At 65.1% G+C, this 24,501-nt stretch carries 24 protein-coding genes and 1 tRNA gene; 16 read left to right on the top strand and 9 right to left on the bottom strand.

The genetic code is table 11. The annotated features are described in order from the left end of the window. Positions 1-20 precede the first annotated feature (20 nt). Both GA0061099_RS27640 and GA0061099_RS27635 read right to left on the bottom strand, forming a co-directional pair. Entirely contained in the window at positions 21-551 is a 531-nt protein-coding gene (locus tag GA0061099_RS27640) for a gamma carbonic anhydrase family protein (protein WP_036029702.1), read from the bottom strand. Positions 552-635: 84 nt separating this feature from the next. Continuing rightward, positions 636-965 carry a DUF6949 family protein gene (locus GA0061099_RS27635; RefSeq protein ID WP_036015295.1) on the bottom strand — a complete coding sequence of 110 codons (330 nt, stop codon included), beginning with the start codon at positions 963-965 and terminating at the stop codon, positions 636-638. A gap of 221 nt (positions 966-1,186) precedes the next feature. Between GA0061099_RS27635 and GA0061099_RS27630 the strand changes: the two genes are divergently transcribed. After that, a complete protein-coding gene (locus tag GA0061099_RS27630) occupies positions 1,187-1,894 on the top strand; it encodes a hypothetical protein (protein ID WP_036029730.1) in 708 nt (235 codons plus the stop codon). A gap of 266 nt (positions 1,895-2,160) precedes the next feature. Next, a complete protein-coding gene (locus tag GA0061099_RS27625; protein ID WP_036029705.1) occupies positions 2,161-3,972 on the top strand; it encodes a caspase family protein in 1,812 nt (603 codons plus the stop codon). 189 nt (positions 3,973-4,161) lie between these two features. Here the strand turns inward: GA0061099_RS27625 and GA0061099_RS27620 are convergent, their stop codons facing one another. After that, positions 4,162-4,380 carry a DUF3126 family protein gene (locus GA0061099_RS27620; protein ID WP_007602550.1) on the bottom strand — a complete coding sequence of 73 codons (219 nt, stop codon included), beginning with the start codon at positions 4,378-4,380 and terminating at the stop codon, positions 4,162-4,164. 132 nt (positions 4,381-4,512) lie between these two features. Then, positions 4,513-5,337 (bottom strand): serine O-acetyltransferase, encoded by an 825-nt coding sequence (gene cysE, locus GA0061099_RS27615; protein WP_036029708.1) that lies wholly within the window; start codon positions 5,335-5,337, stop codon positions 4,513-4,515. Between the two features lie 274 nt (positions 5,338-5,611). On the opposite strand from cysE, the gene GA0061099_RS27610 reads away from it, so the two are divergent. From GA0061099_RS27610 to GA0061099_RS40340, 3 genes are all read left to right on the top strand, one after another. Continuing rightward, complete coding sequence (locus GA0061099_RS27610; RefSeq protein ID WP_036029711.1) at positions 5,612-6,970, top strand: hypothetical protein; 1,359 nt, start codon at positions 5,612-5,614, stop codon at positions 6,968-6,970. A 106-nt stretch (positions 6,971-7,076) separates the two neighbouring features. Beyond that, the gene (locus GA0061099_RS41405; protein ID WP_156447197.1) at positions 7,077-7,232 is read left to right on the top strand and encodes a hypothetical protein; all 156 of its coding nucleotides are present in this window, start codon (positions 7,077-7,079) and stop codon (positions 7,230-7,232) included. A 148-nt stretch (positions 7,233-7,380) separates the two neighbouring features. Further along, positions 7,381-7,608: a hypothetical protein gene (locus tag GA0061099_RS40340; RefSeq protein ID WP_141697682.1), complete on the top strand. Its 228-nt coding sequence runs from the start codon at positions 7,381-7,383 to the stop codon at positions 7,606-7,608. 55 nt (positions 7,609-7,663) lie between these two features. Here the strand turns inward: GA0061099_RS40340 and GA0061099_RS27605 are convergent, their stop codons facing one another. Beyond that, positions 7,664-8,002, bottom strand: a complete 339-nt coding sequence (locus GA0061099_RS27605) for a hypothetical protein (RefSeq protein ID WP_244429390.1) — start codon at positions 8,000-8,002, stop codon at positions 7,664-7,666. 182 nt (positions 8,003-8,184) lie between these two features. On the opposite strand from GA0061099_RS27605, the gene GA0061099_RS27600 reads away from it, so the two are divergent. After that, on the top strand, positions 8,185-9,120 hold the full coding sequence (locus GA0061099_RS27600; protein ID WP_036029733.1) for a LysR family transcriptional regulator: 936 nt from the start codon (positions 8,185-8,187) through the stop codon (positions 9,118-9,120). Between the two features lie 109 nt (positions 9,121-9,229). Beyond that, positions 9,230-9,742, top strand: a complete 513-nt coding sequence (locus GA0061099_RS27595; RefSeq protein WP_063822484.1) for a protein-tyrosine phosphatase family protein — start codon at positions 9,230-9,232, stop codon at positions 9,740-9,742. A gap of 16 nt (positions 9,743-9,758) precedes the next feature. On the opposite strand, the gene GA0061099_RS27590 is transcribed toward GA0061099_RS27595, so the two are convergent. After that, complete coding sequence (locus GA0061099_RS27590; protein WP_036015305.1) at positions 9,759-10,514, bottom strand: alpha/beta fold hydrolase; 756 nt, start codon at positions 10,512-10,514, stop codon at positions 9,759-9,761. 117 nt (positions 10,515-10,631) lie between these two features. After that, entirely contained in the window at positions 10,632-11,768 is a 1,137-nt protein-coding gene (locus tag GA0061099_RS27585) for a hypothetical protein (protein WP_036015306.1), read from the bottom strand. 308 nt (positions 11,769-12,076) lie between these two features. Between GA0061099_RS27585 and GA0061099_RS27580 the strand changes: the two genes are divergently transcribed. Further along, positions 12,077-12,322 carry a zinc-finger domain-containing protein gene (locus GA0061099_RS27580; RefSeq protein ID WP_008562814.1) on the top strand — a complete coding sequence of 82 codons (246 nt, stop codon included), beginning with the start codon at positions 12,077-12,079 and terminating at the stop codon, positions 12,320-12,322. A 20-nt stretch (positions 12,323-12,342) separates the two neighbouring features. Continuing rightward, entirely contained in the window at positions 12,343-13,545 is a 1,203-nt protein-coding gene (locus GA0061099_RS27575) for an FAD-dependent monooxygenase (protein ID WP_036029717.1), read from the top strand. 14 nt (positions 13,546-13,559) lie between these two features. Here GA0061099_RS27575 and GA0061099_RS27570 read toward each other — a convergent pair whose 3' ends face one another. Then, positions 13,560-13,982, bottom strand: coding sequence for a hypothetical protein (locus GA0061099_RS27570; RefSeq protein WP_036029720.1), 423 nt, complete (start codon positions 13,980-13,982; stop codon positions 13,560-13,562). 172 nt (positions 13,983-14,154) lie between these two features. Here GA0061099_RS27570 and GA0061099_RS27565 point away from each other — a divergent pair. From GA0061099_RS27565 to GA0061099_RS27555, 3 genes are all read left to right on the top strand, one after another. Further along, positions 14,155-14,243, top strand: a tRNA-Leu gene (locus GA0061099_RS27565). A gap of 16 nt (positions 14,244-14,259) precedes the next feature. Beyond that, entirely contained in the window at positions 14,260-14,847 is a 588-nt protein-coding gene (locus GA0061099_RS41400) for a hypothetical protein (RefSeq protein WP_167361679.1), read from the top strand. Positions 14,848-15,890: 1,043 nt separating this feature from the next. Next, positions 15,891-17,141: a multidrug effflux MFS transporter gene (locus tag GA0061099_RS27555; RefSeq protein WP_036029744.1), complete on the top strand. Its 1,251-nt coding sequence runs from the start codon at positions 15,891-15,893 to the stop codon at positions 17,139-17,141. A gap of 381 nt (positions 17,142-17,522) precedes the next feature. Here GA0061099_RS27555 and GA0061099_RS27550 read toward each other — a convergent pair whose 3' ends face one another. After that, positions 17,523-19,130: an ABC transporter substrate-binding protein gene (locus tag GA0061099_RS27550; protein ID WP_074448148.1), complete on the bottom strand. Its 1,608-nt coding sequence runs from the start codon at positions 19,128-19,130 to the stop codon at positions 17,523-17,525. Positions 19,131-19,397: 267 nt separating this feature from the next. Here GA0061099_RS27550 and GA0061099_RS27545 point away from each other — a divergent pair, with 267 nt between their 5' ends. The 4 genes from GA0061099_RS27545 to GA0061099_RS27530 all read left to right on the top strand — a co-directional run bounded on the left by GA0061099_RS27545 (position 19,398) and on the right by GA0061099_RS27530 (position 24,376). Then, the gene (locus tag GA0061099_RS27545) at positions 19,398-20,528 is read left to right on the top strand and encodes a M20/M25/M40 family metallo-hydrolase (protein WP_036029750.1); all 1,131 of its coding nucleotides are present in this window, start codon (positions 19,398-19,400) and stop codon (positions 20,526-20,528) included. Between the two features lie 221 nt (positions 20,529-20,749). Further along, positions 20,750-21,691 carry an ABC transporter permease gene (locus GA0061099_RS27540; RefSeq protein WP_036029753.1) on the top strand — a complete coding sequence of 314 codons (942 nt, stop codon included), beginning with the start codon at positions 20,750-20,752 and terminating at the stop codon, positions 21,689-21,691. An 18-nt stretch (positions 21,692-21,709) separates the two neighbouring features. After that, the gene (locus GA0061099_RS27535) at positions 21,710-22,597 is read left to right on the top strand and encodes an ABC transporter permease (RefSeq protein WP_036029754.1); all 888 of its coding nucleotides are present in this window, start codon (positions 21,710-21,712) and stop codon (positions 22,595-22,597) included. 129 nt (positions 22,598-22,726) lie between these two features. Next, entirely contained in the window at positions 22,727-24,376 is a 1,650-nt protein-coding gene (locus GA0061099_RS27530; RefSeq protein ID WP_036029778.1) for an ABC transporter ATP-binding protein, read from the top strand. Positions 24,377-24,501 lie beyond the last annotated feature (125 nt).

The raw sequence follows: 24,501 nt of genomic DNA, 5'->3' as shown, positions 1-24,501 counted from the left end.
AGCGCGGCCGGGCGGGCCGGTCAGCCGATCCGCTTCAAGCCCTGCTTGAAGCGCGGACCGTTGGCCACGTAGAACCGGGCCGCGCTCCCCATCTTCTGCACCTGGGCGTCGTCGAGCGTGCGGATCACGCGCGCGGGCGAGCCGATGATCAGCGAGCGCTCGGGGAACTCCTTGCCCTCGGTCATGACGGAGCCCGCGCCGACGATGCTGTTGCGGCCGATCTTTGCCCCGTTCATCACGATCGAGCCCATGCCGATCAGCGCGCCCTCCTCGATGGTGCAGCCGTGCAGGATGACGTTGTGGCCGACCGTGCAGTTCCTGCCGATGACAAGCGGAAAGCCGAGATCGGTGTGGCAGGTCGAGCCGTCCTGCACATTGGCGCCCTCGCCGACCTCGATCCACTCATTGTCGCCGCGCAGCACCGCGCCGAACCAGACGCTCGCGCCCGGCTTCAAGCGCACCCGGCCGATCACGGTCGCGGTCTCGGCGATGAAATAATTGCCGTCGGCGGGAAGGTCGGGCGCCTGCCCGTCGAGCTCGTAGATGGCCATTGGCTGTCTCCTGTCGCGTTGACGATTGGCATAGCCAAACGGCAGCCGCGACGCAAAGGCCGGCCGCGCTCGAGGCACTTCGGATCAGACCAGAAGGCCGGCGGCGCGCAGCGTCATCAGGAAGAAAGTGCCGCTCATCATGCTCCAAAAGGCGGCGATGACGGTTGCCATCATCACGAATTCCATGCGGCGGCTTTCCACCCGCACGCCGCGCAGCGTGTTGCGCATGATGATGAAGGGCGCGGCGAACACCAGGAAGGGAACCGCCGCGAAGGTTTTCGGGGCCACGCCGTCCTGCAGCAGGCCGAAGCCGGCGGGCCGCTGCGCCAGCGCCTGGTATCCGTTCACGAGCGCGCCCGCGAGCGCGAAACCGATGCCGATCGAGAAGAAGGTGTTGAGAGCTTCAGGTGTCATCGGAAGTGCTCCGCCCTTACACAACGCGCGTGCCTTCCTGTGACAAACAGAGCCCGTTAACGCTACATTATCCTTAAGGAAAGGTTAACGCGGCCGGCCGTCCCATGCAGGGGCCGTCCCGATCCAAGCGGCCGGGAACGCTGCGCGAAAGCGCCGTCGCATGGCATATTCGCGCTGATTCGTCGGCCATCGGCCGACCTCCGGTCGACCTCGCGCAATTCATGACATTGTTCTCGGCAGCTCCCCTCAGGTCCCCCCGCACGCGCACCCGGGCGCATGTCGTGCCGATCGTGCTCGGCGGCGTGGCGGCGGTCGCTGCGGTCGCGCTCGTCGCCTACCTGCTGTGGCCGACCTGGGGCAGCCGGGGCGCGAACGCGCCGGACAAGCTGCCGGTGAGCGTCGGCGGCACGTTGTTCAACCTGCCGGTGACCGCGATCCGGATGAAGATCCAGCGGCACTCGGGGCCGCAGGAGCGCATCGATCTCGACTTCCTCTATCCCTCGCTGGAGCCGCCCGGCGCGCCCAAGCACGTCACCTCCGACACGGCGGAAGCGGCGCTGCAGTCGATCGACCGCGTCTTCCTGTCGATCGCGGCCCATCACGATGCGCTCTCGCCCGAGCAGCGCACGGCCACGATCTATCCGCGCTATCTCGACCCGGCCGCGGCAAGCCCGGCGGACGGCCTGACGATGCGCATGTTCCGCACCGACACGCCCTACGGCAGCGAGGACCTCTATTCGGCTGCGAGCCCCGCGCTCACCGCGCGCTGCACGCGCGATGCCGCCACCCCCGGCATGTGCCTCTCCGAGCGCCGCGTCGGCGGCGCCGACCTCACCTTCCGCTTTCCACGCAGCTGGCTGTCGCAGTGGCGCGAGGTGGCGGAGGCGATGGAGAGGCTGACCGCGCAGCTGCGCGGGCCGCGGGGCTAAGGGCGGTCGGCTTACTGTCGGCTGGAGCCTCCAAACCAAAAAATCGAAAACAACCCCATGCACAGTAGCCAAGCGTTGGCAGCATCGAGTCTTTTCGTTTTTTTCGAATAATGATTGACCCATCGGGCCAAAACAGGGCATGATGGCCGTGATGCGGGGCACGGGGTTGCCCGGATGGCGCATGGATGTGTGACTGATATCACTTAGCATAGATTGCGATTGGCCATGCGGCGAATAATCTGACGCTATTGCATTCGGGGGCTGGAATGCGGCTTCGGCTGTTTGTTTTGTTGATATTTGCGATCTGCGTGGGAGCCGGACCGGCGCTGGCCGAGAAGCGCGTCGCGCTGGTGATGGGCAACTCGGCCTACAAGAACGTGGCGCGGCTGGCGAACCCCGCGAACGATGCCACCCTGGTCGGCGGCATGTTCAGGAAGGCCGGGTTCGATACCGTCGACATCAAGCTCGACCTCAACGGTTCGGAGATGCGCCGGGCGCTGCGTGACTTCGGCGGCAAGGCGCGGGATGCTGGGGTCGCGGTGGTTTATTACGCCGGTCATGGCATTGAACTGGACGGCGTCAACTATCTGATCCCGACCGACGCGACGCTGGAGACCGACAGCGACGTGCTGGACGAAACGATCGCGCTGGACCGCGCGCTGTTCGCGGTCGAACCTGCAAAGCAGCTGCGCCTGATCATCCTCGATGCATGTCGCGACAACCCGTTTGCCAAGGCGATGAAGCGTACCATCGCCTCGCGTGCCATCGGCCGCGGCCTCGCCAAGGTGGAGCCAACCAGCCCGAATACGATGATCGCGTTCGCGGCGAAAGCGGGCTCGACGGCGTCCGACGGCGACTCCAAGAATAGCCCGTTCGCGGCGGCACTCGTCGAACGTCTGCCGACGCCCGGGCTCGATCTGCGCAAGGCGTTCGGCTTCGTGCGCGACGACGTGCTCAAGAATACCGGCTACAAGCAGGAGCCATTTGTGTACGGCTCGCTCGGCGGCGACGACGTGGCCCTGGTTCCGGCCAAGCCGGTCGCGACCGGACCGCAGGCGAACCCGGACAGCGAAATCCGGCGCGACTACGAACTGGCGCTCCAACTCGGCACGCGCGACGTTTGGACCGCATTCCTCAATCGTTATCCCAGCGGCTTCTATACCGATCTCGCCAAGGCTCAACTCAACCGGATTTCTGCCGAAGACGCCCGCGCTGCAGCGGCCGAGAAGGCGCGGGCGGCCGAGGAGGAGAAGGCAAAGCTTGCCGCCGAACGGGCCAAGAAGGCCGAACAGGAGAAAGCCGCAGCAGCGGCCAAGGCTGCCGAAGATGCTCGGATCGCCGCGGAGAAGGCCAAGCAGATCGAAGAGGCCAAGGCGGCGGCCGCCGAGCAGCGCAGGAAAGATGCAGAAGCAGCTGCCAAGGCACTGGCCGACAAGCAGGCTGCCGAAAAGGCGCTGGCCGAGAGGATCGCCAGCGAAAAAGCAGCGGCTGAGCTAGCCGCTAAAGAGAAGGCTCAGCGTGACGCTGAGCAGAAGGTCGCGGCCGTGGCCCCCACCCAATCGCCGCCGAGTCTGTCGCCGCAGGAGACAGCCAAGCTGGTGCAGTCAGAACTCCGCCGCGTCGGCTGTCTCGCGAGCAATGCGGACGGCGACTGGAATGCGACCTCGCAGCGTTCGCTCAGCCTCTTCAACAAATATGCCGGCACGAAGTTCGACGCCAAATTCGCGAGCTTCGAAGCGCTCGATGCCGTCAAGGCCAAGCCGGGGCGCGTCTGCCCGCTGGTCTGCAATCGCGGCTTCAAGGCGGACGGCGATACTTGCGTCAAGATCACCTGCCGCGCCGGCTATCGCGTCAACGACGACAATGAGTGCGAGAAGGTGCAGGACAAGAAGCCGGTCGCGACCCGCGAGGATGCCAACAAGCGAGACGCCGAACGGAAGCAGGTTGAATCCAGGCCTGCGAAGCCTCAGACGAGTGGGCAGATAGTTTGCGGCGTGGGAATTGGTGGTTGTCGCCCTGTTCGCCCCGGCTGTCGGCTTGAGCAAAAGAATTCAACCAACGTCGAAGTCTGCAATTGAGCACGTAAAGCTCGTCAGGGTGTGCTCAAGCAATGCTGGCACTGCTATGCTGCGCTTGCAATGACGGCCGTTTGGCTTCTGGGTCCCGGCTCGGCCCTGCAACGCTGACGGCGCTGCAGGGCGTCCGGGATACGAGAGAATGCTACGCGAGGCGAAGATCCGCTTCCATCGCGATGACGACGTCGAAAACTATTCCTGATCCACCAAATCGTCCTCGAGGATCGCCATCTGGAACTGGAACGAGCGATCGTCGTCCTCGTCGTCGACGAAGAGCACGCCGATGAATTCCTCGCCGATATAGACCTCGGCGGAATCGTCCTTCTTCGGCCGCGGCACGACGCGGATCTTGGGATTGCCGAATACGCGCTTCAGATACGCATCTAACTTTCTGACTTCTTTGACGTCCACGGCAAGTCTCCGATCGAAAATGGTCGGCGGGTTTTAGGACGAGATGCGGCGAACCGCCAGCACGAATTGTCAAAGAATTTAGGGACGAAAAGGGCCGGAAAAACCCGGCCCTTCGCAGCATCAAGAGCCCGCTCAGAGCCCCATCGCGTTGATCATCTGGTCCATGGTGCGCGACGGCTCGGCGCAGCCGGCCTCGCCGACGATCTTGGCCGGCACGCCCGCAACCGTGACGTTGTGCGGCACCGGCTTGACGACGACCGAACCGGCGGCGATGCGCGCGCAATGGCCGATCTCGATATTGCCGAGAATTTTTGCGCCGGCGCCGATCAGCACACCGTGGCGGATCTTGGGGTGACGGTCCTCGTTCTCCTTGCCGGTGCCGCCGAGCGTGACGCCGTGCAGGATCGAGACGTCGTCCTCGATCACAGCCGTCTCGCCGCAGACGAAGCCGGTGGCGTGGTCGAGGAAGATGCCGCGGCCGATGCGCGCGGCGGGATTGATGTCGGTCTGGAACACCGCCGAGGATCGGCTCTGAAGGTAATAGGCGAAATCCTTGCGGCCCTTCAGATAGAGCCAGTGCGCGAGGCGATGGGTCTGGATGGCATGAAAGCCCTTGAAGTAGAGCAAAGGATCGATGAAGCGCGACGTCGCGGGATCGCGGTCGTAGACGGCAACGAGGTCGGCGCGGAAGGCGTTGCCGAGATCAGGGTCGTCGCGCAGCGCGTCCATATAGGCCTGACGCACCAGGTCGCCCGACAGCGCGGAATGATCGAGCCGCTCGGCGACGCGGTGGACCACCGAATCCTCCAGCCGGCCGTGATGCAGCACCGACGAATAGATGAAGGTCGCAAGCTCCGGCTCGCGGCGGACGATGTCCTCCGCTTCGCTGCGGATCCGGTCCCAGATCGGATCGAGCGATGCGAGCTTTCCTCCCGGATTGACCTGATGCACTGCCATGGGATCTGCTCTTTCGAATTGGCTGATTTTGTTGGCTCTATAGCACAGTCTAGGCGACAAAGTCCTGACGGGCTTGCCTGAGAGTGAACAGTGCCTTGCCTCGGATAGCAAGCCAAAGCATTGATAAACAAGGCCTTCTTCTGACGCCCCGAGCGGCAAGGTCGGCTCAAGGTGGTCAGAGTTTCGCCAAATTCAAGCCGGGCGGCGTCAAACTATTGGTGAATTCGCCTCCAACCGTTATTGCGGGCATGATCCGAGCGGGGGCAGAGCCGATTTGACCATCACCACCGATCAACTGCGCGCGCGCGCCGCGGGCTCTTTTTGGCTGCGGCTGGCCGCAATGGCCCTGCCCCTCCTGATGATCGCGCCGGCGGTCTGGAACGGCTATCCGCTGTTGCAATGGGATACCGGCGGCTATCTCGCGCGCTGGTACGAGGGCTATCTCGTCCCCAGCCGCTCCACGGTGTTCGGCCTCTATTTGCACTATGGCGAGGGTTTCGGCTTCTGGATCAACCTCGCCGCCCAGTCGCTGGCGACGCTATGGCTGCTGCAGCTCACTCTTCGCGTGTTGAGTTTGATGCAGACCTTCCGCTTCGTCGCAATCAGCCTCTCCCTGATGCTGTCGACCGCGCTGCCCTGGCTTGCGAGCATGCTGCTCACCGACATCTTTGCCGGGCTCGCGGTGCTGTCGCTGTTCCTCCTGGTGGTCGGCGCAAACCGCACCTCGGCGATCGAGAAGATCTCGCTGTTTGTCTTCACCGCCTTTGCCGCGGCGACCCACAGCGCCACGCTCGGCGTGCTGCTCGGACTGTGCGCCGCGGGCTGGATGGCGCGGCCGTTTCTGGGCGCGCGCCTGCCGCTGGCCGGACTACTGCAGGCGAGCCTCACCATCGTCGCGGGCGGCTTGATGCTGGTGTCGGCGAATTATGCGCTGTCCGGCAAGCTGGCCTGGACGCCCGGCGGCTACGGCGTCGCCTTCGGCCGCATGATGCAGGACGGCATCGTCGCGCAATATCTCAATGACCGTTGCCCGCGCGAACGTTACAAGCTTTGTCCCTACCGCAACGAGCTGCCGGCGAGCGCCGACGAATTCCTGTGGGGCAAGAGCGTGTTCAACACGCTCGGCCGTTTCGCAGGCATGAATGAGGAGATGGGCACCATCGTCGTGCAGTCGCTGAAGGATTATCCGGCCTGGCAGGCCGGCGCGGCGCTTCGCGCGATGGGACAGCAATTGCTGCACGTGGCGACCGGCGAAGGCACCAACGGCTGGATCCCGCACACCCGCGGCATCATCGAGCGCTACATCCCCGCGCAGGCCGCAGCCATGCGCGCGGCGCGGCAGCAGAACTGGGGTGTCAATTTCGATGTCGTGAACTGGCTGCATGTCCCGGTCGCGCTGGCCTCGATGCTGGCGCTGCTCGCGCTGCTCGGCCATGCGCTGGCAAGGCGCCGGCTGGACGATCTGACGCTGCTGGCTGGGACGGTGACGCTGGCGCTGCTCGGCAACGCCTTCATCTGCGGCGTGATCTCAGGGCCCCACGACCGCTACGGCGCGCGCATGGTGTGGGTCGCGACGTTCGTGGTGCTGATGGCCGTGGGGCGGCGGCTGGGCGAGGACGGCAAAGCAGGATGAGATCGGGGTGAAGCCTCATCGCTCCCAATCTCCTGAGGGAGTGGACGATGTGTACACATTTGCACAGTTTAATGCGGCAGCCGTCTCGGTCAGGTAGGCTGTTCGCATGGACCGAGAATTCCGCCGCCTCGAACATGCCGCCCGCGAGCAAGCAGCACTGTCGGCTGACGGGCGCACCAAGGCTGCGCTGCTAGAGATCGCCGAAGAATACCGTTTGCGCGCCGACTACCTCGAAGCTCAAAAGCGCAGCCCTGCTGATTAAGTTGCAATATCGCTTGCTTGGCACTCTGACGGCATTGACTGCCAAGCCGTTGAGGAACAGTGTGTTCCATCACCGCCCGGTCCGTGGCTTCAATCGGTGACAGAGAGACCGGTTGTGCTCCCGCCCTACTCCAACAGGGAGCAGCGTCATGCCGATTCTACGGCTGATTGCGAATGTGGATCTCACCCGCGAACAGGAACATGTTCTTGAACTCGCCTTCAACCATGCCTTGCGCAAGCTCGACCTGGTGGATCGAAGCGATCCGATCTGTGATCTTCTCGCCAAGAGGATGATCGACATTCACATGCGCGGCGTGACTGACGCTGTCGCTCTGGCCGAAATCACCGTCCGGGAAATCAGAGCACCGAAACGATAGGGCCCGAGATCGGTGACGCCGTTGAGCGACGGCGCCTGGCACTGTCGCCATAGTTTCACATCGCCTTGGCGAGCGCGAACAGCCGGAAATCCTCAAGCGCCGCGTGCCGGTGGGGCGCCACTTCGCGCCTGTAAGTCTCGGTGTCGACGATCGAGCGGAAGGTGGCAAAGTCACCGTACTCATTGAGCGCCGCTTCGTCCCAGCGTTCGCTTGGCGAGCCGACGAGGCTCGCGAGGATCGGCCCGGAAAACGTCGGCGCGATCGGCTTGCCGGCCGCGAGGCGGCGGAAAGCCGGCCTGTAGCGCTCATGAAAGGCTTCACGGCCCGAGCAGGGCGCGGCGTCAAAGCCGTCCTCGTAACGCGCCTGCGCGCGGTAGCGCAGCAGATTGAGCATATAAACCGGCTGGCCGGATGGAATCGCCCGCTCGGCGGCGTCGAGGGCTTGCAGCGTAATTTCGATAGGGTTCATCGGACGTCCCGCGTTTCCAGCGCCGCAGAATGCGTGCTGATACTCCCCGATTAGCCGTTCTCGAATGGGTCTTGTAGTGACCGTCTGGCCACGGCTATGTGGACTTCATGTCCACAACGACTTTGCCTCCCGATCTTTCGCGCCTCCTCGCCTTCGTCCGCGTCGTCGAGGCAGGCTCCTTCGCCGAAGCCGCGCGGCGGGCGGGGACGACCACATCGGCGATGTCCAAGGCGGTCGCCCGCTTCGAACAGGCTCACGGATTGCGACTTTTGCATCGCTCCACCCATTCGTTGGCGCTGACCGCAGAGGGCGACCGGCTGATGTCGGCGGGACGCGCGTTGGCCGAAAGCCTCGCCCGTGTCCAATCCGCGCTCGGCGAAGTCGCGCGCGACGATGGCGGACGGGTGCGCGTGACCGCCCCCGCCTCGTTCGCGCGCGCCTGCATCCTGCCGCGACTGCCCGCGTTCCTGCGGGAACGGCCGGAAATCGAGATCGAGGTCAAATTCCGCAACGAGATTCTCGATCTCGCGGCGGAAGGCGTCGACATCGCGATCCGCACAGGGCCGCTCGATCGCGCGCCCGGTCATCAGGCACGGCGGCTTTGCACCTTCTCCTGGATCGCTTGCGCCTCGCCTGCCTATCTGAAAGCGCGCGGCGCGCCGGCCACTCCCTTCGAGCTTTCCGCGCACGAGCACGTCGGCTTCCGCAATCCCGCGAGCGGTCAGATCCTGACCTGGCGCTTCGCCGACCCGCGCGGCAAAGGACCCATTCGCATCACCCCCAAGCCCAAGCATATTTGCGACGACGCGCATGCTTCGCTCGCTTTGATCGTGAATGGGTTCGGTGTCGGCTGGGGGCCGGCGTGGCTGGTGAACGAAGACCTTCGCGCCGGCCGGCTGGTCGAAGTGCTGGCGCCCTGGCGCGCGCCTGGGGAACCCCTATGGATGCTGCGCACCTCGGGCCGCCGCCCGCCCCTGCGCACACAGCGCGTCATGTCGTTCCTCAACACGCTTCCCACCGCGTTCAGCGACAAGGTGGTGTGAAGCAGCAGTCGTCACCGACATTCGGTCGCCAGGAAAATGAGCTCCAGGCGGCGGCTGCCGGTGAGGTGTGGATTATGCGATCCCGTCTTGCATCAACCAAGGGTTTGAGATGTCCCGATTACATTGGATCGAGATTCAAGCGGCTGGACGAATAGCGATTATGGCGCGTCCTCGCGCCGACGAGTGGTTGGAGATGGAAGTCATTGAGTGGAAGGACGCCCGAGTCGATCTGGTAGTGAGCCTTCTCGAGCGCGAGGAGGTTTCAGAGCTTGGGTTACAGCGTGAAGACGAGGTTTGTCGTTCTAACGGAATCGACTTCATCTCTTTTCCGATTCCGGATCGGGGATTGCCAGAATCGCGACCGGAGGCATCGCAGATCGCTCGCTTATTAGCCAGCGGCTTGCGAGATGGTCGTTCTATGGCGATCCATTGTCGCGCGGGGATCGGCCGATCTTCGGTAATTGCAGCTTGCGCACTGATCTGTTCCGGAATCCAAGCGAAGGAAGCTCTTGAGCTGATTGGAGCTTCGCGGGGCTTGATCGTGCCGGACACGGATGAGCAGCGCGATTGGGTGATGACCTTTGGCCAGGCGGAGCGCGGCGATGCGCCACGTACCCGATAGGCCATGCAATGTCGCCTCAGCCGCGGCGTGACAGGAAATCGAGCACGCCGGTCTTGTAAACCTTGTCGCCGACTGCACGCATGTGGTCGCGATTGGGAATATCGAGCACTTCGGAACCCGGTATGATCGCGCCGAGCGCGCTGGCACTTCCTGCGACATCGTCGGCGCTGCCGACCGCGATCAGCACGGGCACCTCGATGCGCGCGGCCTCTTGCCTCGTCATGAGATCGCGCGTGCCGCGCAGGCACGCGGCGAGTGCACGGCGGTCGGAGCGGGTCTGGTCGGCGAACGCGCGAAACGTGCGGCCGACGGGATCGGTGACGTCGTCCAGCGCGGGCGCCTCCAGCGCCTTGGCGACGTTCTCGCCGGGACCGCTGCCCTCGATCAGGCCGCCGATGCCGATGCCGCCGAGGATCGCCGAGCGCAGGCGCTGCGGCTCGTTGAGGGAGAGCCAGGCCGTCATCCGCCCGCCCATCGAATAGCCCATGATGTCGGCCTGCGGGATGGCGAGGTGATCCATCAGTGCGAGCACGTCGCCGGCCATTACGGGTATAGAATATTGCGCGGGTTCGTAGAGCTTTGCGCTCTCGCCATGGCCGCGATTGTCGAGCGCGATGACGCGGCGTCCGTTCTTGCGCAGCTCCGACACCCAGGTCGGATAGACCCAGTTCACGTTCTTGCTGGAGGCAAAGCCGTGCACCAGGATGATCGGATCGCCCTCGCCTTCGTCGAGATAGGCAATTTCAACGGCGCCGTTGTGAAAGCTCGGCATCAGCAGTTCCGTGGGATCTTGTGGGGGACAGCTCGATCTTAGAGCACGATCCGGCAAAGTGTGCAGCGGTTTTCCGGCAACATCATGCTCAAACAATAGCCCGAAGCGGATCGCGCCTCAGGCCGTCGCGGCCGCGTTAGCCAAAGCAGCGTCGGCCGCCATCTGCGCGCGGCGCAGCCGCCGCGCCCGCCTGCGATCGCACCAGGCCTGGGTCAGGCGCTCGGTCGTCGCCTTGATGGAGGAGAGCAGGCCGAACAGCGTCACGACCGCGCCAAACAGCCACATCGCCAGATCGAACGCGCCGCCGACGAGCAGCAGCGCGCCGCGGCCGAGCAGCTTGATGATCGCGCGCGTCTTGCCGCCTTGCGCTTCCGCAAGCCGCACGGCGCGCGCGACGTCCTTGGGGCCCTCGGCGATGCGGAGCGTATCCATGGCCCCGCGCGTGCCGGTCTTTCCGGCGACGCGCGTGACGTCCTTGCCGAGCCGGACCAGCGCACCGGCCTTCTCGGCCCGGAACGCGGCCTTGATCGCGCTCACGGTCTGGCCTGGGCGCAGCACCGAGCCCGATGCCACCGCGTTCCGCAGCATCGGCGCATCGACGACCTCGCGCGCGGACCGGCCGGCCCATGCGGCGAGCCCCTCGCCGAGCCGTCCGAGCTTGCGCGCATCCTTCACCAGCGTCAGTCCTGCGCGCACCGGCGCGGCACCGCCGACGGAGATGTAGGTTGCCGCCGTCACCGCAAGGCCGGCCGCCGCAAGGGAGAGCACGAGGCGGTCGGTGTCCTCGCCCATGGCGAGGTGCTTGCCTTCGCGCACCACGTCCCTGATGTCGCCGAACACGAAGAGATCGCCGGCCACGGTCCCGGACAGGCTGGCGACGTCGTCGGCGTTGCCGGTGACGAGACCCGTGGCGAAGCGCTTGGCGAAATGCGCGGTGGAATTCTCCGCTTTCACGGCATCAGTGACGCGGCTCAAGAGGTCGTCGGGGAGCGCGATGTTGCGCTCGCGCGCCAGCGTGACGAAACTGTCGGCGAGATCGGCATCGCCGGCGGCGAGCGCGGCCTCGATATTGTCCTGAACCAGGCGGTCGTTGTGCCGGAGCAGTGCATCGAGCTTCAGCTCGGAGAGCGCGACCGGATCATCCTGGGCGGCCAGGATCGCGCCGGCCTCGCGGGCATGCGGCGCCACCTGCGCGAGCACGAAGCCGCACACGGCCATTCCCGCCAACGCCGTACTGATTCGCAGCCACTTCATGTGGAAAAGCCCGGATGCCCTGAGATCGCTTGCGTGGAACACTACGTCTTTCGTCCCGGTTTCACGCAACCACAGAGATAGTATGCCAAAATTGCGACACAACGTCCCCGACGAAAGAAGGGCTTCTCTAGGGGCGCAAGATTGTGTCGAATTTGCATGAGCAAATGAGCATGGGGCGCTTGCGAAGCTTTTCGGTTCCGCTGGACTAGCAATCACCTGTACCCGCCAGTATGGTCCGCAGCGCCTCAAAGATGCCGCGTAAGTTCGTGATTGTATCTGCCGCCATTGCCACTCCAGGATGAACTTCGATGTCCGACCATGTCGTCCCGCACTTCCATAACGATGCCGGTGTCCCCGTCATCGAGATCGGCTCGCAAGAGTTCATGTGCGTGGGCGCCAATCCTCCGTTCGACCATCCGCACGTCTTCCTCGACCTCGGCAACGACAACGAGATCATCTGCCCCTATTGCTCGACGCTGTACCGCTTCGCGGCCGACCTGAAGCCGGGCGAAGCCCGCCCGCCGGAATGTGTGCTGAAGGACAAGGTGGCCTGACCGCGTCCATCGGTTAAGGGGTGGCGCTCTCCCGAACGATTGTCATCGCCGGTGCCGGCATCGGTGGCCTGACGGCCGCGCTCGCGCTCGCCGCCCGCGGCTTCCGCATCGTCGTGCTGGAGAAGGCCGAACGCCTCGAGGAGGTCGGCGCCGGCCTGCAGCTCTCGCCCAATGCCAGTCGCGTGCTGGTCGAGCTCGGCCTCACAGAACGCCTCAAACTGCGCGCCGTCACCCCGGAAGCGCTCTCGATCATGAGCGCGCGCGCCGGCGGCGAGCTGCTGCGCATGCCGCTCGGCGAAGCCGCCTCGCTGCGCGCCGGAGCGCCCTATTGGGTGGTGCACCGTGCCGACCTGCAAGCGGCCCTCGCCGGCGCCGTCGCCGACCATCCCGACATCGACCTGAAGCTGGGCGCGACCTTCGAGGACGTCGCGCCTCACGCCAAGGGCCTGACCGTGGTCCATCGCAGCGGCACGATCCGCCGCAGCGATCTCGCCAGCGCGCTGATCGGCGCCGACGGCATCTGGTCGACGGTGCGCCAGCATCTGTTTCCCGAGGTGCAGCCGCGCTTTTCCGGCCTGATCGCCTGGCGCGGCACGCTCGATGCCACGCAATTGCCGAAGGACTATACCGCGCGCCGGGTGCAGCTCTGGATGGGACCGAACGCCCATCTGGTCGCCTATCCCATTGCGGGCGGACGCCAGATCAATGTGATCGCGGTGCTGCCCGGCACCTGGAACCGGCCGGGCTGGAGCACGCCCGGCGATATCAGCGAGGTGATGGACGCCTTTGCCGGCCCGCGCTGGCCGCCGGCGGCGCGGATGCTGCTCGCCGCGGTCGACAGCTGGCGCAAATGGGCGCTGTTCGGCGTGCCGGACGGCTGCCCCTGGAGCAAGGGTTCGGTGGCGCTGCTCGGCGATGCCGTGCACGCGATGCTGCCGTTCGCAGCCCAAGGGGCCGGCATGGCGATCGAGGATGCCGCCGTGCTCGCCCGGCATTTGAGCCCGGAGGCCGCCGAGAGCAGCAAAGCGGTTGCCGCCGCGCTGACGCAATACGGCCGTGCCCGCCAGGCGCGGGTGCGGCGGGTGCAGCGGACCGCGCGGCAGCAGGGCCGCATCTATCATCTCAATGGGCCGCTCGCGCTCGCACGCGATCTTGCGATCCGCGCGCTCGGCCCGCAGCGCATGCTGGCGCGACAGGACTGGATCTACGGCTGGCGGCCTTGATGCGGCGCGCCGCCTCAGCGGGCCGCTTTGCCGGATTTCGACGCGGATTTGGCGCTGGCCGCGGGCGATGCCGGAGGCGGCGGCGCCTCGGGCGGCGTCTCCCGGCATCTGTTGCGGCGCCAGGCATCCTCGGCCAATTGGACCTGCCCGCGCACGGCGATATAATCGTTGCGATAAGCGAGTTCGGACACGACGGCCCCGCCGGCCCCGGTCTCGGCCTTCTCCATCAGCCTCTGCAGATCGGCGGTGCGCTTGGCGAGGTCCTTGCGCTCGGTCTCGAGCTGCTTGCAATCGTACAATTCGTATTTGGCGGGATCGGCAAAAGCCGGTGCGATCGTCTCGCTCACGCCGGCGCAGCCGGACAGCGCGAGGCCAGCCGCAAGCAGCGCGAACAGCGCGCCAAAGCCGCGCAGCGAAAAGGAAAACGAAGCAGCCATGCCGAATGAATAGCCCCCGTGGATTGAGAATGCCTAAAGCAGCAACAGATGTCCGGATTGAGGCTTTGCCTTGTGCCCCCGGCTCGCTTAAGGAAGAACCGTCCCTCCGGCGGCGAACGCGCCAATTCCAGACCGCCGGAACGGACTTAAGTGTTTGATCTCGTTGGATCAAGCGGGCATGGCGGAATTGGTAGACGCAAGGGACTTAAAATCCCTCGGTGCGCAAGCGCTGTGCCGGTTCGACCCCGGCTGCCCGCACCACTAGCTTGTATAACCCTTGCTCGAGGCGCTCGGGCTCTGCGCGGAAATCGAGCAGCACGATCCAGAAGCAGATCAGCGCGATGACGAGGAGGATGAAGGTGCCCTCGATCGGCGCGCCCAGAAGCGAGACCAGTGCCGGGAAGGCGAGGCCGATGCCGAGGATGGCGGCGAGCGCCAGGGACGGAAGATCGACGATGAGGATCGCGGCAAGAAGCGCGAGCTCGAAGAAGGCATATTCCTTCAGACGCGGCGAGCTGAGATAGAGCGCGAACATGGCAAGCACCGTGATGCGCATCGCCGTGCGCGGGTGATCCATCAGCCAGCGATCGAGCTGCGTCAGCAGCGATGCCCCTGCCCGCACCGATTCCCTTGCGGCCGCGCGCAGGACGGACAGCGCGAACGGCACGAGCACGAGCGCGAGTGCCGCGAACGCATAGGCCGCCAACATCGCCGGCTTGCCGTCACCGAAGCCGGCCTGGGCCATGAGGTCGCGCGCCAGCAGCAACAGCGACGGATTGGTCTCCACGAGACCGACGGCATGCTGGCCGGGAATTTGTCCTGCGATCGCGAGCAGCCAGCTCGCGAACAGATCTGGATAGAGTAACCGCGACAGCGCGAGCGGCAACGCGAAGGCGAACGCGGCCACCGCGATCAAGGCCAGCTTGCGGCCACGCGGCAGCGGCAGGAAATAGAGCGCCGCCAGCACCGGGACGAACACCAGCTTGAACGAGGTCACGAGGCCGAGCAGCGCAGCGCCGGCGATGCGCCAGGAAAAGTTCGAATTCTGTTCGGATGCGAGCGGGCGTAGCAGGAGCTTCAGCGCGATCGCGGTCAGCACTCCGCTCAGCAGCGCAAAATTCCCCGACGCCACCACGAATTCGAAACCGACGAACGCGCCGAGCGCGCAGAGCACCTTCAAGCCAGCATCGCGCGCGCTGGCACGCGTCCGGCCAAGGCCGGGCAGAAGCAGCGCGCAGAGCACGGCGAGGACGAGAAAGATGCTTCGGTAATGATCGAGCAGAACGCCGCCCCCGCAGAGGGGACGGAAGACGTCCAGCGTCACCGGCAGATAGGGATAAGAATAGGTGGTGCCCTTCAGGTTCTTGACGAAGTAGGGATCGAGCCCGTCGGCATGCGCATCGACCGCCGCGCAATTGACCCGGACGTCCCAGCCATAGGGCAGGTCGAGCGAGGCATCGTTGGCGAGATTACCGAGCACCAGCAGCGCGGTCAGCGTGACCACGCCGGCAAGCCAGACGTTGCGCCTGGCAGCCTTGGCCGCAGGCGCCAACCATCGTGCTGCACCTGATATGTCGGACACGGGCGATACCCTGTTTGGCTTCTCGCGGCGCCGTTGCGGCAGCCGCTCCAGCCACAATGGACAGGACGGGTTGCCGATTCATCTCCCCGGCGTGCCGCGCCCGATCTTATGGTGAATCCCTGGTTGCAGGCCCAGCCCTCCGGCGACGCGGCTTGGAAAACGCTTCGATGTGCGCGGCGACGAGGTCCCGGATGGCCCATCAGGCCGGCGACGGGCCCTCACCCGTTTTTGACCGCTCCTGCTCCGCCTGCCAGCCATCCCGAAACATGGGTTGTGCAACGCAGCATCGGGGCTAGATAACTCGCTTGATTGCAGGGGTAAGCTTCTTGTCCGACGTCAATGCCGACGGTTGGGTGTCCTCGGGACACCGCCCAATGGGTTTTCCGGAATTCGTCATCGTGATCGCGTCCATCATGGCGCTGAATCCGCTCGCGATGGACATGATGCTGCCGGCGCTGCCCAATATCGGCGCCGCCTTCAAGATTCCCGTCGAGAACCATCTGCAACTGGTGCTGTCGACCTTCCTGATCGGCTTCGGCGCCGGTCAGTTCGTCATGGGTCCGCTGTCGGACCGCTTCGGGCGCCGACCGGTGCTGCTCGGCGGCATGGCGGTCTATGCGGTGGCGAGCGTGCTGGCGGTCATTGCCCCCTCGTTCGAGACGCTGCTGCTGGCGCGTGCGCTCCAGGGGCTCGGCACCGCGGCGACGCGCGTGATCGCGACCTCGATCGTGCGCGATTGCTATGTCGGCCGCCGCATGGCGAGCGTGATGTCGCTCGCCATGATGATCTTCATCGCGGTGCCCGTGGTCGCGCCCTCGTTCGGACAGGCGGTGCTGCTGGTGACGGCGTGGCGCGGCATCTTCGTGGTGCTGATGCTCTACGGCCTGCTCGCGCTCGCATGGTGCGTGCTGCGGCTGCCCGAGACGCTTCCCGAGTCGAAGCGCAGGTCGCTGGCGCCCTCCGACGTGCTCTCGGCATTCCGGCAGACCCTGACCCATCGCCAGACCGTCGGCTATGCCACCGCAGCCGGCAGCGTCATCGGCGCGCTGTTCGCCTATGTCTTCTGCGCCCAGCAGGTCTTCACCGGCATCTATCATCTCGGCCAATATTTCCCGCTGGCTTTCGCCGCGATTGCCGCCGGCACAGCCATCGCCGGCTTCCTCAATGCGAGGCTGGTCGGCCGGCTCGGCATGCGCGTGATCTCGCACGGCGCGCTGACGCTCTACACGGCCGTGGCCGGCGTGATGCTGCTGACGGAAAGCCTCGGCGTGCTGTCGCTCGCCTTGTTCATGGTGCTCTCGGCCCTGATGATGTTCTCGTTCGGCATGATGGTCGCCAACTTCACCGCGCTGGCGATGGAACCGCAGGGCCACATCGCCGGCACCGCCTCCTCGCTGTACGGCTCGATCACCACGCTGATCGGGATCGTGGTCGGCATGGCAATCGGGCAGAGCTTCGACGGCACGCTGCTGCCGTTCTCGATCGGCTTTTTCCTGTCCACCCTCGCCGCGCTCGCGATCGTGCTGGTGGTGGAGAAAGGGCGGCTGTTCAGGCCGCATCATCGCCCGATCAGCTAGGAACTTCCCGCCCCTCGCGATGTTGTACTGCAGCAATTCAGAGGATTGGCGAGATGGAACAAGAGACCAGATCGGATCAGCCCGCGTCCGAGATCGAACAGCCGATTTCGCAGCCTCGTTCCGATGAACGAATGGACTCGAGCTTGGCATTCGTGAGTGAAGGGCTCGAGCAGCTGCGCGACAGCCACTGCTAGACGAGCGCGATCACAGACCTCCTCATAGAAAACGGCGCCGCAGGAAACTGCGGCGCCGTTCGTATTTACCTGCAAGGCGCGCGGCGCGTAAAGCGCGATGAGATTCGGATGATCGTCATCGCGCTTTAGGTTGTTGTTTGCGCATGATCTTTCCGGAAAACCGCTTCGCACTTTTCCGGATCATGCTTTATTCCTTCTTGTCGATGTTCCAGAACACAGGCGTCGCGGGGCCGTCGAGCACGCCCGTCAGCGATTTGCGCCAGCCGCTCGGGATGAGATACTGCCCCAGCGGAATGTAGATCACCTGCTCATAGGCCTGCTTCTGGATGTCGGCGGCGATCTTCTTCTGATCGTCGACCGAGGCCGCGCGGACGAAAGCGTCCTTGAGCTGCTCGATCTTGGCGTCCTCCGCCCAGCCGAACCAGCCCTTCTTGCCCTGGCCGCCGATCGAGAGATTGGCGATCGGGTTGGACACGTCGGCCGCGACCCAGTTGGTGAAGAACATGTTCCAGCCACCTTCCTTCGGCGGCTTCTGGCTGGCGCGGCGGCTCACCACCGTCTGCCAGTCGGTCGCCTGAAGGTCGACCTTGAAGCCGGCCTCGCGCAGCAGCTGGGCCGAAACGATCGGCTGCGCCTTCAGCGTCGTGACGTCGCCAGGGGCCATGATCACGATCGGCGTGCCGTCATAGCCGGACTCGGCGAGCGCCTTCTTGGCTTGCGCCATGCCGTTCCCCTTGACCAGGGTCTCGGAGCCCGCATCGGTTGCGAACGGCGTGTCGCAAATGAAGAACGCGCCGCAGATCTTCTGATATTTGGCGTTGCCGACCAGCGCGTCGAGCACGTCCTTCTGGTTCAGGGCCAGCAAGGCAGCACGCCGCACCTTCACGTTGTCGAACGGCGGATGCAGGAAGTTCATCCGGCCGAGCGTCTGGAAGCCGAACTTGTTCAGAACCTCGATGGTGAGCTCCTTGTTGCCTTCCAGCACCGGCAGCATGTCGAACGGCAGGTTCTCCATGAAATCGATGTCGCCCGACTGCAGCGCGTTCACCGCGGTCTGCGAGTCCGGCATGGTGATCCACTCGACGCGGTCCACCTTCACCACCTTGCCGCCGGAGGTCCAGCTCGCCGGCTCCTTGCGCGGCACGTAGTCAGTGTTCCTGACGTAGACCGCCTTCACGCCGGGCTGGAATTCGCCCTGCACGAACTTGAACGGACCAGAGCCGATCTGCTCGGGGATCTGCTTGTCCGGCGGCGTCTCCGCAAGGCGCTTCGGCATCATGAAGGCGACGCGCGAGGACGGCTTGCCGATGGAGTCGAGCACCAGGCCGTAGGGCTCCTTCAGCTTCAGCGTGATGGTCTTGGGGTCGGTCGCCTCGATGCTGGCGGTGAAGTCCATGAGCTTCTGTCCCATGCCGTCGACCGCAGCCCAGCGCTTCAGCGAAGCGACGCAGTCCTCCGCCGTCACCGGCGCACCGTCATGCCACTTCAGGCCGTCGCGCAGCGTGAACGTGTAGGTGAGCTTGTCGTCGGAGACCTTCCAGTCCGCCATCTGCGGCTGGACCTTGAAATTCGAGTCGGTGGCCACCAGCGTGTCGTAAACCATGTAGCCGTGGTCACGCGTGATGTAGGCCGTGGTGAAGATCGGATCGATGATGCGCAAATCCGAATGCAGCACCGCCGTGAGAGTCTTGCCGGCCGCGAGCACCGGCGAGGCCAGCGCGGTCGAAAGCGCGACGACCGACAGCGCAAGTGTGGAGGCGAACGCGCGAGGCCCCCGGCGCATGAAGTGGAACATAGAAAGTTCTCCTGACGTGAAACTGTTCAAAGGCAGGTTATTGGTTGAGCATGAGGTTCGTTCGTTGGGCGAACTAACCTCATGCAATGCCTTCGTCTTTCGAGACTTGCAGACAGGGTGAAGCGCGTCAATCCGGTTTCGGTGCAAGCCCTTGCGGCGCGCGCACGGGCTCCACAAAGATCGGTTTGGCTCTACAACACCCTCCGCTTGTCCCGTCCGCGCCAATGCAATGCGCGTTCCATCTTTCCAAGCTTGAGAGACATTGAGATGAATCCTGCCAATCTTCCCTTTGATTCCGAGGCCATGCTCGAAGGCCTGCGCGGCTGGGTCGAATGCGAAAGCCCCACCTGGGATGCCGGTGCCGTGGACCGCATGCTCGATATCGCAGCGCGAGATATGGCGATCATGGGTGCGACGATCGAGCGCATCGCCGGCCGCCAGGGCTTCGGCGGGGTCATCCGCGCGCGTTTCCCCCATCCGAAGCAGGGCGAGCCCGGCATCCTGATCGCCGGGCACATGGATACCGTCCACCCGGTCGGCACCATCGAGAAGCTGAAATGGCGGCGCGAAGGCAACAAGTGCTATGGCCCCGGCATCTACGACATGAAGGGCGGCAACTACCTCTCGCTGGAAGCCATCCGCCAGCTGGCACGCGCCTCGTTCACGACCCCATTGCCGATCACCGTGCTGTTCACGCCGGATGAGGAAGTCGGCACGCCCTCCACGCGCGACATCATCGAGGCGGAAGCCGCGCGCAACAAATACGTGCTGGTGCCGGAGCCCGGCCGCGCCGACAACGGCGTCACCACCGGACGTTACGCCATCGCACGCTTCAACCTCGAAGCGACGGGCCGGCCGAGCCACGCCGGCGCGACGCTGTCCTCGGGACGCTCGGCGATCCGCGAGATGGCGCGACAGATCCTCGCGATCGACGCCATGACGACGGAGGACTGCACCTTCTCGGTCGGCGTCGTGCATGGCGGCCAATGGGTCAATTGCGTTGCTACCACGGCGACGGGCGAGGCGCTCTCCATGGCCAAGCGCCAGGCCGATCTCGACCGCGGCGTCGAGCGGATGCTGGCGTTGTCCGGCACCAGCAACGACGTCAGCTTCAAGGTCACGCGCGGCGTGACGCGGCCGGTCTGGGAGCCCAATGCCGGCACCATGGCACTGTACGAGAAGGCCCGCGGCATTGCCAAATCTCTCGGCATGGAATTACCGCATGCAAGCTCCGGCGGCGGCTCGGACGGCAACTTCACCGGCGCGATGGGAATCCCCACGCTCGACGGCCTCGGTGTGCGCGGCGGCAATGTCCACACGCTCGAAGAGTATATCGAAGTCGAGAGTCTCGCTGAGCGAGGACGGCTGATGGCGGGGCTGCTGGCGACGCTGGAGTGATCGCGAAGCGATCCCGTAGGTGGGCAAAAGGCGCAAAGCGCCGTGCCCACCGTTTTCCCGACCGAAAGCAGGTGGGCACGCTCCGCTTTGCCCACCCTACGAAGATTGGCTGCACCGCAAAAACTGTGGCCCTCGTGGCACGGGAATTGCTGAAATGTTAGGCTGATGGCAGGCTGGCCGAAGAGCCCTGCCCAATTTGACTCTAAACTGACGGATCCAACTTGCTCGGATATCTCCTTCGCCGAATTCTCGCCGCCGTGCCCGTGATGGGCGTGGTCGCGCTGTTCGTTTTCCTCCTGCTCCGCCTCACCCCCGGCGATCCCGCCGCGATCCTCGCCGGCGACAACGCGACCCCGGAACGGCTGGAGCGCATCCGCGAATCGCTCGGCCTCAACGAGCCGCTGATCGTGCAGTTCGTCACCTGGGTGAACAAGCTGCTGCACGGCGACCTCGGGACGTCGCTCATCTCCAATTTGCCGGTGATGAAGATGATCGGCCAGCGCGTCGAGCCGTCGATCTCGATCGCGCTGTGCACCATCATCCTCGCCGTCATCGTCGCAGTTCCCTTGGGGGTGATCGCGGCGTGGAAGCACGGCACCTGGATCGACCGTTTCGTGATGGGTCTGTCCGTGCTCGGCTTCTCGGTGCCGGTTTTCGTGGTCGGCTATGTCCTCATCCAGGTCTTCGCGATCGAGCTGCGCTGGGTGCCGGTGCAGGGCTTCCGTAGCATCTTCAACGGCTTCGGTCCGTTCTTCGAGCGCATGATCCTGCCGACCTGCGCGCTGTCCTTCATCTACGTCGCACTGATCGCGCGCATGACGCGTGCGGCGATGCTCGACGTGCTCGGCGAAGACTACGTGCGAACGGCGCGCGCGAAGGGCATCAACGAGGTTGCGGTGATGATGCGCCATGCTCTGCGCAACGCCGCCGTGCCCGTGATCACCGTGATCGGCACCGGCTTTGCGCTCTTGATCTCCGGCGTCGTCGTCACCGAGAGCGTGTTCAACATCCCCGGCATCGGGCGTCTCACCGTCGATGCGGTGCTGGCGCGCGACTATCCGGTGATCCAGGCGATGATCCTGCTGACCTCGCTGATCTACGTCGTCGTCAATCTTCTCATCGACGTCGCCTACACCCTGCTCGATCCCCGGATCCGGTACTGAGGCAAGGACAAGAACAAAATGTCGGTCGATACCCTTCCCCAGTCCTCCATTCCGATCACGTCGCCGCTGCGGCCGCGATTCGGATTCCTCACCTCGACCCCGATCATCGCCACCGCGACGTGCCTGCTCGCCTTGATCGTGGTAGTCTCGATCCTCGCGCCGCTGATCGCGCCGCATGATCCGATCCAGCTCGCCCCGTCGCAGCGGCTCAAGCCATCTTCCGCACAGTTCCTGCTCGGCACCGACGCCTACGGCCGCGACGTGTTGTCGCGCGTGATCTATGGCGGCCGCATCTCGCTTCTGATCGGCATCGGTGCGGCGATCCTGTCGATCGCCATCGGGCTGGCGATCGGCCTCGTCTCCGGCTTCTTCAAGCTGGTCGATTCCGTGATGATGCGCGTCATGGACGGCCTGATGGCAATGCCGAGCATCCTGCTCGCGATCGCCGTGGTGTCGCTGTCCGGCGCCAGCCTCTGGACCGTGCTGATCGCGATCACGATCCCCGAGATTCCGCGCGTTGCACGCCTGGTCCGCTCGGTCGTGCTGTCGGCGCGCGAGGAGCCTTACGTCGAGGCCGCGATCTCGGTCGGCTCGAGCCTGCCGAAGATCATGTGGCGCCACCTGATGCCGAACACGATCGCGCCGCTGATCGTCCAGGGCACCTATATCTGCGCCAGCGCCATCCTGACCGAGGCGATCCTCTCCTTCCTCGGCGCCGGCATCTCGCCGGAGACGCCGACCTGGGGCAACATCATGGCCGAGGGCCGCCAGTACTTCCAGATCAAGCCATCGCTGATCTTCTGGCCGGGCCTGCTGCTCTCCATCGCCATCCTCAGCATCAACCTGATCGGCGACGCCGCCCGCGACGCCCTCGATCCGCGCATGAAGCAGCGGGAGGGGAAGTGATGCGAGTAGCGTTGTCATTCCGGGGCGCGCGTAGCGCGAGCCCGGAATCCATTTCACCACGCGTGCTGCGGCCCGATGGATTCCGGGCTCGCGACTTTGTCGCGCCCCGGAATGACGGAGAGAATTGACGTGACCGACACCATCCTCGACATCAACAACCTCGTCGTCTCCATCGGCAAGCAGCCGAAAGGCGCCAACATCATCGACGGCATCTCGATCCAGGTGCGCGAGCGCGAGACGCTGTGCCTCGTCGGCGAGAGCGGCTCAGGCAAGTCGGTGACCTCGCTCACCACCATGGGCCTGTTGCCGAAGGGCACGCTGGTGCCAACCGGCGGCAGCGTGAAGCTGGTCGGCGAGGAGCTGCTCACCGCCACCGACCGCCGCCTGCGCCAGCTGCGCGCGACCAAGATGGCGATGATCTTCCAGGAGCCGATGACCGCGCTCAATCCGGTGGTGCCGGTCGGCCGCCAGATCGACGAGGTGCTCCGCGCCCACACCAAACTCGATGCCAAAGCGCGCAGGAAGCGCATTCTCGACATGATGGAGCAGGTCCACCTGCCCCAGGTCGAGCGCATCTTCGCCTCCTACCCGCACCGTCTCTCCGGCGGCCAGCGCCAGCGCATCATGATCGCGATGGCGCTGGTGCTGGAGCCGAAGCTGCTCATTGCCGACGAGCCGACCACCGCGCTCGACGTCACCACGCAGAAGCAGATCCTGTCGCTGATCCGCGAGCTCCAGCGCGATCACGGCACCGCCGTGCTGTTCATCACGCACGACATGGGCGTGGTCGCCGAGATCGCCGACCGCGTCGCGGTGATGCGGCAGGGCCGGCTGGTCGAGACCGGTCCGCTCGAGACCGTGCTGCGCAATCCGACCATGGAATACACCCGCAACCTGCTCTCCTCGGTGCCGAGCCTGGTGCCGCGCCCGCCGCGCGAGGAAACCCGCGAGCCCGTGGTGCTGGAGGCCAACGAGCTCAGCAAGGTCTACAAGGAGCGCGCCTTTTTCGGCAAAGGCCGCGAGGTCGTCGCTGCCGACAAGGTCACCTTGACCCTGCGCAAGGGCCGCACGCTCGGCATCGTCGGCGAAAGCGGCTCGGGCAAGTCGACGGTTGCGCGCTGCATCGTGCGCCTGATCGATCCGACCTCCGGCGGCGTGCGCCTCGCCGGCCGCGAGATCGCCGACATCTCGCGCCGCCTGCTGCAGCCGCATCGGCAGAAGATCCAGATCGTATTCCAGGATCCCTATCGTTCGCTCAATCCGCGCGTCACCGTCGGCGAGAGCATCGCCGAAGGCCCGGTCAATTACGGCGTGGCGCACGCCGACGCGATGAAGCGGGCGCGCGAGTTGCTCGAGCTGGTCGGCCTGCCGCCGGATGCGGTGTCGCGCTATCCGCACCAATTCTCCGGCGGCCAGCGCCAGCGCATCGCGATCGCCCGGGCGCTCGCGCTCGATCCGGACGTGCTGGTCGCGGATGAAGCGGTCTCCGCGCTCGACGTCTCGGTGCAGGCGCAGGTGCTGGAGCTCCTGGACGAGATCCAGAAGCGGCTCGGCATCGCCATCCTGTTCATCACCCACGACCTCCGCGTCGCAGCCCAGATCTGCGACGAGGTCGTGGTGATGCAGCACGGCCGCGTCGTCGAACAGGGACCGGCCGCCGAAGTGCTGACGCATCCGAAGGAGGCCTACACCAAGGCGCTGCTGGATGCGGCGCCCGGGCGGGGTTGGGATTTTGCGAACTTCAGGCCGGTGGCCGAGGGCGTGGGGGCGACACTGTAGCTCTCTCCTCTGTCATTCCGGGGCATCGCGAAGCGATGAGCTATGGTGCGCAATTGCGCACCTGAGAATCCATTTAGCCGCGGACTCTGTCGCACGATGGATTCCGGGCTCGCGCCCAAGAGGGC

It is taken from the genome of Bradyrhizobium yuanmingense (assembly GCF_900094575.1).
Classification (GTDB): domain Bacteria; phylum Pseudomonadota; class Alphaproteobacteria; order Rhizobiales; family Xanthobacteraceae; genus Bradyrhizobium; species Bradyrhizobium yuanmingense.
This window is presented reverse-complemented; position numbering and strand designations above follow the sequence as displayed.